15 protein-coding genes are annotated in these 12,138 nt (G+C 38.3%); 14 read left to right on the top strand and 1 reads right to left on the bottom strand.

Going from position 1 to position 12,138, the window contains the following annotated elements:
* The first annotated feature begins 7 nt into the window (after positions 1–7).
* From DC345_RS07070 to DC345_RS07060, 3 genes are read left to right on the top strand one after another with little or no spacing between them, the layout of a single operon-like run.
* Positions 8–286: a hypothetical protein gene (locus tag DC345_RS07070; RefSeq protein ID WP_113052508.1), complete on the top strand. Its 279-nt coding sequence runs from the start codon at positions 8–10 to the stop codon at positions 284–286.
* A gap of 12 nt (positions 287–298) precedes the next feature.
* Positions 299–1,096: an aminoglycoside phosphotransferase family protein gene (locus tag DC345_RS07065; RefSeq protein ID WP_113052507.1), complete on the top strand. Its 798-nt coding sequence runs from the start codon at positions 299–301 to the stop codon at positions 1,094–1,096.
* Positions 1,097–1,134: 38 nt separating this feature from the next.
* The gene (locus DC345_RS07060; RefSeq protein ID WP_309304317.1) at positions 1,135–1,593 is read left to right on the top strand and encodes a GNAT family N-acetyltransferase; all 459 of its coding nucleotides are present in this window, start codon (positions 1,135–1,137) and stop codon (positions 1,591–1,593) included.
* Between the two features lie 43 nt (positions 1,594–1,636).
* Here DC345_RS07060 and DC345_RS07055 read toward each other — a convergent pair whose 3' ends face one another.
* Positions 1,637–1,984 (bottom strand): hypothetical protein, encoded by a 348-nt coding sequence (locus tag DC345_RS07055; protein ID WP_113052505.1) that lies wholly within the window; start codon positions 1,982–1,984, stop codon positions 1,637–1,639.
* Positions 1,985–2,193: 209 nt separating this feature from the next.
* Here DC345_RS07055 and DC345_RS07050 point away from each other — a divergent pair, with 209 nt between their 5' ends.
* The 11 genes from DC345_RS07050 (at position 2,194) to DC345_RS07000 (ending at position 12,108) form a co-directional block, all read left to right on the top strand.
* Positions 2,194–2,853: a DUF4367 domain-containing protein gene (locus tag DC345_RS07050; protein ID WP_181586518.1), complete on the top strand. Its 660-nt coding sequence runs from the start codon at positions 2,194–2,196 to the stop codon at positions 2,851–2,853.
* A 257-nt stretch (positions 2,854–3,110) separates the two neighbouring features.
* Positions 3,111–3,647: a GNAT family N-acetyltransferase gene (locus tag DC345_RS07045; RefSeq protein WP_113052503.1), complete on the top strand. Its 537-nt coding sequence runs from the start codon at positions 3,111–3,113 to the stop codon at positions 3,645–3,647.
* 217 nt (positions 3,648–3,864) lie between these two features.
* Positions 3,865–4,419, top strand: coding sequence for a GNAT family N-acetyltransferase (locus tag DC345_RS07040; protein ID WP_113052502.1), 555 nt, complete (start codon positions 3,865–3,867; stop codon positions 4,417–4,419).
* A 34-nt stretch (positions 4,420–4,453) separates the two neighbouring features.
* Entirely contained in the window at positions 4,454–5,542 is a 1,089-nt protein-coding gene (locus DC345_RS07035; protein ID WP_113052501.1) for an alpha/beta hydrolase, read from the top strand.
* A 79-nt stretch (positions 5,543–5,621) separates the two neighbouring features.
* A complete protein-coding gene (locus DC345_RS07030; RefSeq protein ID WP_113052500.1) occupies positions 5,622–6,560 on the top strand; it encodes a GNAT family N-acetyltransferase in 939 nt (312 codons plus the stop codon).
* 283 nt (positions 6,561–6,843) lie between these two features.
* Positions 6,844–7,365 (top strand): DinB family protein, encoded by a 522-nt coding sequence (locus DC345_RS07025; RefSeq protein ID WP_113052499.1) that lies wholly within the window; start codon positions 6,844–6,846, stop codon positions 7,363–7,365.
* Between the two features lie 57 nt (positions 7,366–7,422).
* The gene (locus DC345_RS07020; RefSeq protein WP_113052498.1) at positions 7,423–8,889 is read left to right on the top strand and encodes an amidase family protein; all 1,467 of its coding nucleotides are present in this window, start codon (positions 7,423–7,425) and stop codon (positions 8,887–8,889) included.
* A gap of 167 nt (positions 8,890–9,056) precedes the next feature.
* Positions 9,057–9,914: an MBL fold metallo-hydrolase gene (locus DC345_RS07015; protein WP_113052497.1), complete on the top strand. Its 858-nt coding sequence runs from the start codon at positions 9,057–9,059 to the stop codon at positions 9,912–9,914.
* A gap of 266 nt (positions 9,915–10,180) precedes the next feature.
* Positions 10,181–10,822 carry a FusB/FusC family EF-G-binding protein gene (locus DC345_RS07010; protein WP_113052496.1) on the top strand — a complete coding sequence of 214 codons (642 nt, stop codon included), beginning with the start codon at positions 10,181–10,183 and terminating at the stop codon, positions 10,820–10,822.
* Positions 10,823–10,975: 153 nt separating this feature from the next.
* Positions 10,976–11,419 carry a GNAT family N-acetyltransferase gene (locus DC345_RS07005; RefSeq protein WP_113052495.1) on the top strand — a complete coding sequence of 148 codons (444 nt, stop codon included), beginning with the start codon at positions 10,976–10,978 and terminating at the stop codon, positions 11,417–11,419.
* Between the two features lie 53 nt (positions 11,420–11,472).
* A complete protein-coding gene (locus tag DC345_RS07000) occupies positions 11,473–12,108 on the top strand; it encodes a hypothetical protein (protein ID WP_113052494.1) in 636 nt (211 codons plus the stop codon).
* Positions 12,109–12,138: the final 30 nt, after the last annotated feature.

Genomic DNA, 12,138 nt, shown 5'->3' with positions numbered 1-12,138 from the left:
GTGGCTCATGAACAATACAAATAAAATCCTTGGTGCGGTTCTCATGATAAGCAGTATTTTTATTTCAACCTTAGATAGAATTTCCGTGAGAATATCCATAGCCATAGTGGAAGCGGGATACGCTTCAGGTGGGAAAACACGCGAGATAATCCCAGCAAGTGATAATGGTTTCACGGGTTTTCTCGTATATTTCTTATTTTTCGTCGGATTTGTGTTATTGGTTGCTGGTTTCCCGGGGAATTCCAGAAAGGATAAAACAAATAGGTACACACAAAACCGATCTTAGGAGGGGTTCCTTTTGCCTGAGTACGAAGAAGCCCTAAACGGAGGCAATGTGAATAAGGTTGTAAAAGTAGGTAGCACAGTTCGGCGTGACGCTATACCGAATCCATATATATATGAGTTGCTTAAGCACCTTGAAAAGGTGGGCTATGCACATTCCCCTAGATATTTAGGAGTAGATGAGCAGGGCAGAGAAATCCTTTCTTACCTGGATGGTGTGGTCCCGGGAAATGACTATCCTGAGATTGAAAGTTATATGTGGTCTGATGAGACCTTACACAAAGTAGCGAAACTTTTAAAGAGCTATCATGATGCTACAGTGGAATTTGTTACAACTACGGTTTCTTTAAATAACTGCCCAAAGGTATCTACAAAGGAAGAAGTAGTCTGCCATAACGATTTTGCATTGTATAACGTTGTTTTTAAAGATCGGTTTCCTGTAGGAATCATTGATTTTGATATGGCAGGGCCTGGTCCGCGTCTATGGGATATCGTTTACAGCTTGTATACCTCTGTCCCATTAGCAGGTTTTTCACCGGGGAAAGATGAAAGAGAAGTCGTTCCATATAATAAACAGGATCATGCATCTGAGCGAAAAAGACGTATAGCGTTATTTTTTAACGCTTATGGTATGGATGTGCCGACAGATCTGAAGGAATGGGTGATTTCTCGAATTCATTTCATGTGTACCACACTATCTGATCGGGCAGCGTCTGGAGAAACAGCTTTTATCAAAATGGTTGAAGAGGGTCATTTGGCTCATTATGAGAAAGAAGTAAGGTTCCTTGAGAAACATTTCGGTGACTGGAGTTAATTAAAATAAAAAAGTGAAACGGAACGAGTGATATTATTGTGATCAGATTAATACCTACTACAAGAGAGAACTGGAAAGATGCATTAAACTTACAAGTTCAAGCCAATCAGAATCATTATGTTCCATCAGTAGCTGTGTCCCTAGCGAAGGTTCACATTCGTCCAGATGGGGATGAGTACAAGTATCTGCCGTTTTGCATATATAATGCAGAGGATAGCTTAGTGGGTTTTGTCATGATCACAGTCGATGAAACAACAGCTTGGTCCTATTGGTTGAATGGTTTTATGATCGATGCAATTTATCAAGGTAGGGGATATGGGAAAGCAACGATAGATTCGGTAATTAGATATATAAAAGAGAACTATGTCCATAGCAAGTGTTTGAATTTAACTGTATGTGCAGAGAATGAAGTTGCCAGAAAACTTTATCAAAAAATGGGTTTTTCAGAGACCGGAGACGTATATGATGATGAAATTGTATATCGGTTCGTTTTTTAATTTAACGAGAGAGGTGCAGTGATGATATATCGGAGGAAGACTCCTACTTCTGCTTAACCATTACAACACCGATGATGATGACCACAAGACCAATCCACGTTTTCCAAGAAGGTACTTCCTTCATAAACCAATATCCCATCCATATTGAGATGAGCACTTCTATGCATTTGGCAATGACCAGAACATAGCCCAGTTGGCTGACTGCTTTCATACCAAACTTGATCCCGTATCCCACACTCAGATTAGCAGCGAGAAATAAAGGCAGCATCCAAAGATGGAATTTAAACGTAGACCAGAATTGAGGGTCGATATGCTTGCTTTGATATGAAAAAATAACGTTGATACAGGCTAAGCCAGCAAACATGAGCACAAAGCTGATAAAATACAGCATAACATCACTCCCAAGGATAAGTAGTATGATTAATGTTTCCTCGAACCAAGAATTTTATCCATGGGCATGAAATGCTGTTAGCGAATTTGTTTTTGATCAACGAAAGGAGTTGGCCTGGTAATCGAGAATAAATGAATGAAACAAGCATCGTACTGAGTGGTATGACCAAGTTCCTTGCAAAAAACACTTTGAAAAGAGGAGTTGAAGGCATGGATATTAAAAACAAGAGTGGAGATGTAATTGGGAAAATTCAGTTTCAGACTAGTGAAGATGAGGGCATGGTACATCAAATTATTATGGATCTGAAGCCAGGTGATGGAAAAGGCATTTATATCTCTAACGCCGAGGACAACAAATTTTCTCAACAAACGAGTTATGCAGCCAGAGATTGGGAGGGGGATTTTGGCGCCTTGAGAGAAAAGCTACACCCTTGGCAACCCCGTTTTCCAACGTGCTCGGTTGTGCAAGATATTAAAGTATTTCACGGCTTCGATAACCTGTCCGACCAAGAAATAAATGAAATGATTGAAGAAAGCGAAAGGACCGGAAGCAATGTCGTGATAAGAGATTTAAAGCCTAATCATGTTATTACAGGCATCAATATCACATATCAATCGGATCGGGGAGTGTTTATGCTTCACGTTTTTGGCACTACCAAGAGCCGAATTAATGTACCGGATACGGAATCATTCAAAATCGAGAAACTGGATGTGTGTGGCCATGAGGCGTATTATATTTCGAATGCTGAGAACAGACAATTGATCTGGATCGAAGAAGATGCGGGTGGTAAGGCATTGCAATATGAGATCGTAGGAAGCGATATGTCGCAAGAATGGGTACTGAATATCGCTGAATCCATGATCGAATGACAAATTCAGTTGGGTAGATGGATTTGAATGTAAAACCTGAAACGATCAAGCAGCAAGCGGATTCTGTCCTTAGTTGGCATGTTAATTTCTTTAAGCTATATGGCAAAAAAAAAGATATGTTTATGCATGTAATCTGGAAAACATTTCTATGACGAATTTTACATAAAAGCGATGCAGAATTCATTAAATTCCACACGTCCTTTTATATACTTAGTTTGTTTGACTCAGCGAACTAAAAGGACTAGGTGGTTGTTTAAATGTTGAAAAAACGAGACTTACACGAATGCCACTCACTGCATGATTTGATGATGGACCCCGCTGTTTTTCCATACGTTCGTCATAAGTGCCGATCTTATGAAGAATACTTATTTGCAACCAAACAGGTGATCGATGAAGAAGAGCAAAACACATGTATTTCCAGAACGATCCTTAATGAGCTGGGACATCCTATCGGAACCATTGATTTATATCACATGGAACATAAGACAGGTTTTCTTGCAACATGGATTGGAGCCCCTTTTTTCGGAAAAGGTTACAATCAACGAGCAAAGGAAGCCTTTTTCGCTGAGTTGTTTCTTCAACATGAAATTGAAACAGTCTTTCTTAAAATTCGAAAACAAAACATTCGATCCAAGAAAGCGGTTGGAAAATTGCCTTATGTCAAATTAGCCATTGATATTCACCACGAAGTGTATAAGTTGATAAACAATACGGAACAAATCTATGATTTGTATTACGTGAGTCGTTCTGATTTTATGGCAAGTGAAGAGATGAACCAAGTGGTTGCCACGTAACAACTAAAAATGTCTTTCGATATCTACTCAAACGAAATCCCGCCAGGTTATCCTGTCGGGATTATTATTATTTCTTTGACAGTGCATGATGTAGTAGATAGGAAACAATAAGTAAGGATGCAGGAATATGGAAATTAAGGTCGAAAGAAGAGATAATAGCAAGAATGAAACTACGTTATAAGTAAGTCGCAAAGTATTTTAATGCTGGGGTGATGTAATGGAGATCAAAAAAATAGAGAATCTATCCAATGAAGATTGGCTTCAACTTGGAAACTTTGGTTATAAATCCACTCAAAAATATGAGCTTACCAAAAAGGAGACACAAGGTTCCTTTAGTATGCATTTAACGTTAATAAATTTGGATGACATCTACGAAAAAGAAGAAATGAACAGTACAGATGATTTGGAACGATATGAAGAAATCACACGACTGGGATTTTCATATGGAATATATATAGGTGGGGAAATCATAGCGCTCGCAATTTCTGAACCACAAACTTGGAATAATACGTTGATGATATGGCATCTTCAGGTGAATGAAAAATACAAAAGAAAAGGATATGGAAAACTGTTGATCAATAAAGTGAATGAGATTGCCCACGAACAAGGCTTCAGAGCGATCACGTTAGAAACCCAGAATACGAACGTTCCAGCCATTCATTTTTACAAGCAATGTGGTTATCAAATTGAAGGAATTGATGTATCACTATATTCAAATAATCATAGCCAAAACGAAGAAATAGCTTTGTATATGAGAAAGAAGATCCAATAAGAGTAATCGGAATTTCTCAACAAGCCCCGTTGTAATGAGAAAAAAATATATAAGGGTGAATGCAATGACTGTTGGAAGAAAAGTTTGTGTTTTAAAGGATGAATCTCGTATTGATCCCATAAGTAAAGAACTCAGAGAAGTGCTCATTAGTATATACTATCCTTCCAATCCAGTGGAGCATGAGTCGAAGTATATTTCGTTATTTGAACCTAATATCTCTTCCGCTGTTGAAATGCTCTCTAGTATGGGAGTGGATAAGGATTATATATGTAATCTGGACTCAAAAATACATAATGATGAGAGTGTTGATATTACTGCTAAAACCTGTCCCATTATTTTTGTAGCTCCGGCTTTTGGTGTAGTTAGAGATATGTATTCCTTTTGTGTAGAACATTTAGTGGAGTGCGGATTTGTTGTTATTACTATAGGAGCCACTCATGAATCTATATTTTCAATTTTTCCTGACGGTCGTTTTGTCAAGCAATCTAATGAGGTATCCGAAATAGAAAGTTTAGATATTCATTCTTGGAAACAATTATTGAAGCTTAGAGTTGAAGATATCAGTTGGGTTTTGGAAAATGTAGCTGAGGTCTTGGATTCAGATAAGGATCTTAGGGGCATAGTCGATGTGAATGAAATGGGGATCATTGGTCATTCACTAGGTGGGGCTGCTGCTTATGAATTGCTAAAAAGAGAAAAGAGAATTAAGGCTAGTATTCTATTAGATCCTAGTTTCCATTTAATGACGACGAGTATGGAAGAGGAGGTATCTGTTCCGTTATTGGTAGCTCGGCAAGAGAAATGCTCGTTTGAAGAACTGGAAAATGAAATCTCTCCAGACTTATTACCTTTGTTACTGAGTGGGTATGAGTCTTTATTTAACTCGAGTGATCTGAATAGTTCATTTATTAAATTAAACGGTACTCATCATATGACTTTTAGCGATATCCCGATACATTACAACGAAGATGGGATACAACACAAGCATTCCACAATAAATAAGTACATCTCTGCTTTCCTAGAGGAGCATTTAAAGAAGGAAAAAAATAAATTTCATAAGCTGCTGAAAAATAAGATTAATGATGGAATTGATCAAGTAAATAGTAAAGGACATGTTATTTAAGGAGAGGACTAGAAATGTTTAGATAACACACACCTTAAATATTTTAGAGGTAGTAAGCATTGATGAGGAGGAATGACGCATGGAATTAAATAATTGGTCTGAGGAACTTCATTCTTATAATTTATCAAATGAATATTCCATTCAAAAGGCTGAGCCCGAAGAATGGGGACTGTATTGTTCTGTCTATTATAATATGGCCTATATTGGATTTTTCAGAGAAGAAGGTTTCAATGTTTCACGGAATAACTCTTTTTGGATTTATAAAGGAGAATCAAAAATCGGTGGGGTAAGGATGGCACCCAATTCGTTATATCATCTATTCTTTATTCCCCCATTCAATGATTCATTTGAGGTACTAAAGCTTCTTAAAAGAATACTTATAAAATGGTCAGATCCAACTCAACGTATCAAGATATATGAAATTCTCCCCGATCAAGTACAGTTATTTACGAGGGCTGGATTCTGGCCAGATGAGTTCAGATGTCGCTGGATGCAGCGACCGACAGATCATTTCAATGTGCGTTGGGATCATGATTTTATAGTTAAGAGCCCCGAAATTATCGAGAATGAAATTGGTGCTAAGCAATACATTAATGAAGATGAAATCGCTCAGTGTGACTTTGACAGCTTTGTAGGAGGTTTTGAAGCCTTACGCAGAAAGAAAACATCCCTTGAAGACTTTATCCCGAACGAAGAAATCTATTTTACCAATGAGAACCTAACTCAAGCTTCTACACTTGTATATGATAAGGTTACTGGACAGCTCGTAGCCAACTGTCGCCTATGTTTGCAGGATAATCAAGCAGCAGTATATAGCATCGGAGTCAACCCCGCTTACAGAGGAAAAGGACTTGCTACACTCATGCTGCAAAGAGCCCTGACTGAACTTAAAGACAAGTATACAGTTCTAAGGTTATATGTTATGGAAGGCAATGATGCCGAATCAGTTTATTTTAATCTTGGATTTGTTCCTGGCGTTCAAGAGATACAAACGATGTATGTACCTGAACATGAGTAGTCACGGTTAAATTAATCAACTACCAACCCGAGTGGATCTTTTGAATCGGGCAGCATCGCTGGTTCTTAATCTCTCGGGTTTTTGTTTCTTGAAGAAAGGAAGTTTATTATTGGAGACTATATTAATGTTGGTAGTGTCTTTGTTTCTTGGAATCTTTGTTGTGAAAATTGGAATGGATAATTCCAAGAGTAATCAGTACACCAAAGAAATATTGCAAGAATTAAGAGAAATCAAGGAGATTCTAAGGGAAGAACAATGAAGACAACATCGAGGAGGTTTTAGGGTGCTTTATGATTTAAAAGGCGAAGCCAATATGTCTCCTGTTGTTGGGTTGTTATATTCTGCGGTTACAGAAAACAGCCAACGACTCCAACGAATTACAGACGGTATGTCGCAGGAAGAAATAGATTATAAAGGACCTAATAACAACTTCAATAGTGCCGCTCAATTAATAAAACATATCACCTACGTCGATCTGAATTGGGCTTATCGAATAAAGGGACTACCACTTCCTCAAATTTTAAGAGAGCAACATGGCCCTATGATTGATGAAAATGGCAGACTTCCGATGGTTCAAGGAATATCTTTGAATACACTTATGTCGACATATGAAGGTGTCCTAACCATGTTGAAGGACGCGTGTACACAATTAACGGATGATGATCTAACGAGGATTGTCACTTTTGGACATGAGAATGAGAAGCAAGCGACCATACGCTGGGGCATATGGCATATCGCTGACCATAGTCGTTATCATCAAGCCCACATTAATCAACTGCGAAAATGGTATCGTGAAGCCTACTGAATAGCGATGAAAAAGCGGTTGTGATGATAAGTTGAGGCACAAAGAAGAGGTGAGGGTATGGGGAATTTATCTGAACTGAGCCATGTTAATGTTGAAGAAAACACGATTTTTGAAATACAGGCTGCCCTGGAAAAGGGAGAGCTTTGCTCAAGAGACCTGGTTCTGTATTACTTATATCGTATTGCACAATATGACCAAAATGGGCCAAAGATCAATTCCGTGCTGGAAATCAACCCGGATGCGATTTTTATTGCAGAGGCCTTGGATGCTGAAAGGAAATCAGTGGGACCCAGAGGACTTCTACACGGGATTCCGGTTCTGTTGAAAGATAACATAGAAACCAACGACAGAATGCATACAACTGCTGGAGCACTGGCTTTGGAAACCCATATTAGTTCTAAGGATTCTTTTCTTGTTAGCAAACTGAGGGAAGCTGGGGCAATTATACTTGGGAAAACTAATATGACAGAATGGGCAAATGGCATGTCTTCGGATATGTGGGCAGGATACAGCGCTAGAGGTGGACAAGTTTTGAATCCTTATGGCGATTTTTTCCCAGGGGGTTCAAGCACGGGTTCCGCTGCTGCAGTTGCAGCTAACTTTACGATGGTTTCCGTAGGAACGGAAACATCTGGTTCCATATTAAGTCCATCCATTCAGAACTCTATTGTTGGTATCAAGCCAACTGTGGGTTTAACAAGTCGTGGTGGAATAATACCGTTCTCACACTCGCAAGATACTGCTGGTCCAATGGCGAGGACTGTAACAGATGCAGCAATTCTGCTAGGGATACTTTCAGGAAAAGACGAGGATGACCCGGCTACCTGGAAAAATCCCTATTCTACAATAGACTATATAACATGTTTAGACCTTAATGGGTTGAAAAATGCAAACATAGGCATCTTCAGAAAAGCCCCCCTTACACGATATCGTGATAACGAAGAATATGATGAAGTTCTATTTGAGAACGCTGTAATTCAGATCAAAGAAGCTGGGGCTAATATTATTGAAGATATAGACATCCCATCGTTTGACCGGAAGTGGGAGTGGAACAAGTTGAATAATGAATTTAAGTATAACGTTGAACATTATCTGCAGAGTCTTCCATCGCATTTACCTGTGCATACCCTCAGTGAATTAATCGAATGGAACAAGCAAAATGCAGAAAGGGCATTAAAATATGGGCAAAACCATCTTGAATATAGAGAACAGTTGAGTAATCCATTGAATAATTCGAATTACATCTTAGAGTTAATAACAGATTTATATCATTCGCAAAATAATGGCATAGATTATGCTTTACATAAATTTGGACTGGACGCCATTGTTTTTCCCTCTTATGTTGGTGCTGATCTTTGTGCAAGAGCCGGGTATCCATCGATCGCTGTACCTGCGGGATATAAGGAAAGTGGTAGGCCATTTGGAATCACATTTGCAGGTAAAGCCTTTAGTGAATCAGTGTTGATTCGTATTGCATTTGCCTTTGAACAGCTAACAGCTCATAGAAAAAAGCCGAACTTATAAAATCAAAAGAGCACCTGGTGAGATGAGGAACATTTAGTTCATATGAAAAACAAAGGAGGTGATTCCATTGGTAAACAATTAAAATGAGAAAATCTAAATGTTGATTTAAATAAGCATGCAGATTTTCTCTCTTATGGATCAAGAATTTATTATAGAGGAGAATGAACATGCTAAATCAATTAAGCGAAACCATCTATTATCTATCTAACCAAAATGATAAAGAAAGACCGACATTGGGGTTAGTTTGCGGTGATAATTACAGCCTTGTCGTTGACGCTGGAAATTCGGTTCAACATGCCAGGGATTTCTTACATGAGATAGAGAAGTTAAACGTTCCGCCCGTTAAATATGTGGTCATCACTCATGCCCATTGGGATCATTTTTTAGGAATGAATGAATATGGTGCTACGATTATTATGAATAGTCTAACTAGCCAAAAGATGAATGATTGGCGGAACTATTCTTATGATGACCGCTCTCTTCAGGAGTATGTGGATTCCAAAAAGATGACTTCACATTGCATGGAAACGATACAAAATGAAATACCAGAGAGAGACACATTTCAGTTATGTCCCCCGGATATCATTTTTGAAAAGTCACTCCATCTGGACTTGGGCAATAAAGTTTGTGTACTTGGAACCATTCGAAGTACGCATACAGATGATTCAACCATTGTATATATTCCGGATGAAAAGGTCATTTTTCTGGGCGACAGTGCTTACAATACAACTACAAATTCGCTATATCATATTAAGCAAGACAAGTTATTGCCTATGATTAAGGACATTCAGCAATATGATGCCGTTCATTTTTTGCTTGGCCATGAGTCGATCTGTGACTTGGAGGAGATGGATACGTATTGGAGAGAGCTCATCTCGGCCAATTATGCTGTGAAATCCACATCCTTAGAGGAAGCAATCAAGCGATTTGAAGCAGCCAACGATCGAACAGCAAATGACAATGAACTTTTCTTCTTACAAGGATTCGTGAATGATCAGATATTACAATCAAAAGCAACGGATTAAAAGAACATCCATGTAAACCCTTTTCAATTGATACATGTGAAGTTCTCTGATATACTTTTTGCATGATATTTGATTGGGGGTTACTCAGATGGCAATGCTGAATTGCTCGTTAGCTAGAAATAACTCATGCAAAGCCTGATCGGGGGCGATACTTTGCGTGGGGCGCGATAGCTTAGATTCTTTCGCCCATACTTAATATTATCGTTTCTAATAACAGGCTTTGCCCTTATTGATTTTTTTCTACGAAAAATAAGGAGCTGAAAGCTATGAGTACACCATTTATTAGAAACCACCAATATAATTTGATTAAAAGACAAGCGGAATTTGTTCGCAAAACCGTGCAATCCGCCGCGGATCGCAGGGTCTTGGAGACTGTTAGATACAGTGCTGCAACAAACATCATTGATGCATTTACGGATCTGACAGAGGATCAGCAGCAAATGCTGGAGCAAATCTCGTCGCTGGAGACAACAGACGATTTTCAACGGTATATGAAAGCACTAGAACCATACCTGGAGTTGTATCCACCGATTACGTTGAAACAAATTCAGAAGTTATTTCCGAAAAACAAAAAGATGAAAATGCCTGATCTACAATCCATTGATTTTCGATATGTAACGTATCTGAGCTGGGTAGATATTGCAACGAACAAATTATTCGTTGTGTATCCGTTCGAAGGACAGTTTATCGGTATTGAGGGAAGAATAACGCCGACACACAAGAAGGGATACTGCCTATTCTGTAATCGGCATCAAGAGCTTGCATTCTTCACGGTCAAGACCAAGAACGCTTTGCCGGATAATTATTCTGCCATTGGTCAATACGTATGCATGGAGAACCAAGGATGTAATCATAGCATTACCAATACAGAATCGCTGGAGAAGTTCATTCTCTCCGTTCGTAAATAAGCTTATATTAAGTAAAGGGCTGCCTGCAAAGGCGGCCTTTTTTTGCTTGAGCTTTCATTCCTCAAGGGTATTCAGAAATCATTGGAAAAAGAGGTTGAACATTGTTAACATGTAATCATAGACAAATACTATGAAATCGTGAGGATCTATAAAATGAATAACCCTACTGTTAACGATGAATTGAAAATTGTATTTGAAGATCATGAGGAGGATTACCATGCTGTCTGTAGTAATCTTTATCAATACAATCTAAGAGAAACAAATGGTCTGTTAAAGAAACCTGGCAAAAGCATCAATTTGTTTCTAAGGGATAAGACAGGCAAAGCAGTTGGTGGGATCTTCTGTGCTACGTATTGCTATACTTTATATATTGATAACTTTTGGATTGATGAAGAATACAGAGAAAATGGGTATGGGAAATCATTAATCATGCAAGCAGAGCGTATTGCTGTTAGTGAGGGCTGCAAACTTTCACATACAAGTACATTTTCTTATCAGTCTCCTGATTTTTACAAGAAGATGGGTTATGAAGTGTTTGGAATGATAGATGAATACCCGGAAGGAATTATTCAGTATTTCTTGAAGAAAAGATTATAGACTTACATAGGAATTTCAAAATCATTATATAACATCTACAAAGGAGAAATGAAATGACGGTCGTTGGAATCTTGGGGACAATTCATAACCAAGAATTAAGAGACAAATATAATAGTTCACTTACCCTGTATGAGGATTTGATTACAGAATTCAACCCGGATATCATCTGCGGTGAAGTGCATCCCCTAAGTTGGAAGAAGTATATCAAGGATAAACAGGATAAGGGATATTGGGGGGAGCCAGCTAGTGAGTATTGGGAGCTTATCTTTCCATTATGTGAAGAACGGAATATAGAGTTTGTGCCTATTGACTGGTTTGAGTTAGATGTCTGGAATGATTTTGATCCATTTAATGGCTTCTCAGAAGAACAGCGTAAAGCATTCGAGAAGATCGATGATGAATGGTTTGCTAAACAAATGAATACACATGACGTTGGATCGATTCCCTTTAACTCGGATGCGTTTGATAACATGACCAAACAAAAATATGAATGGTTGGATCAGATTAATCCAAAAGCAAATAACTTTAGATGGATTGTACGAAATCAGATCATGATTCAACGTGTGAAGAACACGTATCATTCGAATCCGGGAAAGAAAATTCTATGTGTTGTGGGAGCAGATCATAATTATATTTTCAAAGAGGAATTGATCAATGAACCTATTGAATTGGTATATCCATTAAGATAGTTCAATGAATAGACTATAACCTTCAGGAGG

The organism is Paenibacillus taichungensis, from assembly GCF_003287275.1.
GTDB lineage: Bacteria > Bacillota > Bacilli > Paenibacillales > Paenibacillaceae > Paenibacillus > Paenibacillus taichungensis_A.
Note: the sequence above shows the minus strand (reverse complement) of the source record. Positions and strands in the feature narration are given on the sequence as shown.

Coding starts and splice junctions, on each gene's coding strand:
- DC345_RS07035 (WP_113052501.1), top strand. CDS start 4,454: ATGAGAAAAAAATATATAAGGGTGAATGCAATGACTGTTGGAAGAAAA.
- DC345_RS07040 (WP_113052502.1), top strand. CDS start 3,865: ATGGAGATCAAAAAAATAGAGAATCTATCCAATGAAGATTGGCTTCAA.
- DC345_RS07005 (WP_113052495.1), top strand. CDS start 10,976: ATGAATAACCCTACTGTTAACGATGAATTGAAAATTGTATTTGAAGAT.
- DC345_RS07070 (WP_113052508.1), top strand. CDS start 8: ATGAACAATACAAATAAAATCCTTGGTGCGGTTCTCATGATAAGCAGT.
- DC345_RS07050 (WP_181586518.1), top strand. CDS start 2,194: ATGGATATTAAAAACAAGAGTGGAGATGTAATTGGGAAAATTCAGTTT.
- DC345_RS07000 (WP_113052494.1), top strand. CDS start 11,473: ATGACGGTCGTTGGAATCTTGGGGACAATTCATAACCAAGAATTAAGA.
- DC345_RS07015 (WP_113052497.1), top strand. CDS start 9,057: ATGCTAAATCAATTAAGCGAAACCATCTATTATCTATCTAACCAAAAT.
- DC345_RS07020 (WP_113052498.1), top strand. CDS start 7,423: ATGGGGAATTTATCTGAACTGAGCCATGTTAATGTTGAAGAAAACACG.
- DC345_RS07010 (WP_113052496.1), top strand. CDS start 10,181: ATGAGTACACCATTTATTAGAAACCACCAATATAATTTGATTAAAAGA.
- DC345_RS07055 (WP_113052505.1), bottom strand. CDS start 1,984: ATGCTGTATTTTATCAGCTTTGTGCTCATGTTTGCTGGCTTAGCCTGT.
- DC345_RS07045 (WP_113052503.1), top strand. CDS start 3,111: ATGTTGAAAAAACGAGACTTACACGAATGCCACTCACTGCATGATTTG.
- DC345_RS07030 (WP_113052500.1), top strand. CDS start 5,622: ATGGAATTAAATAATTGGTCTGAGGAACTTCATTCTTATAATTTATCA.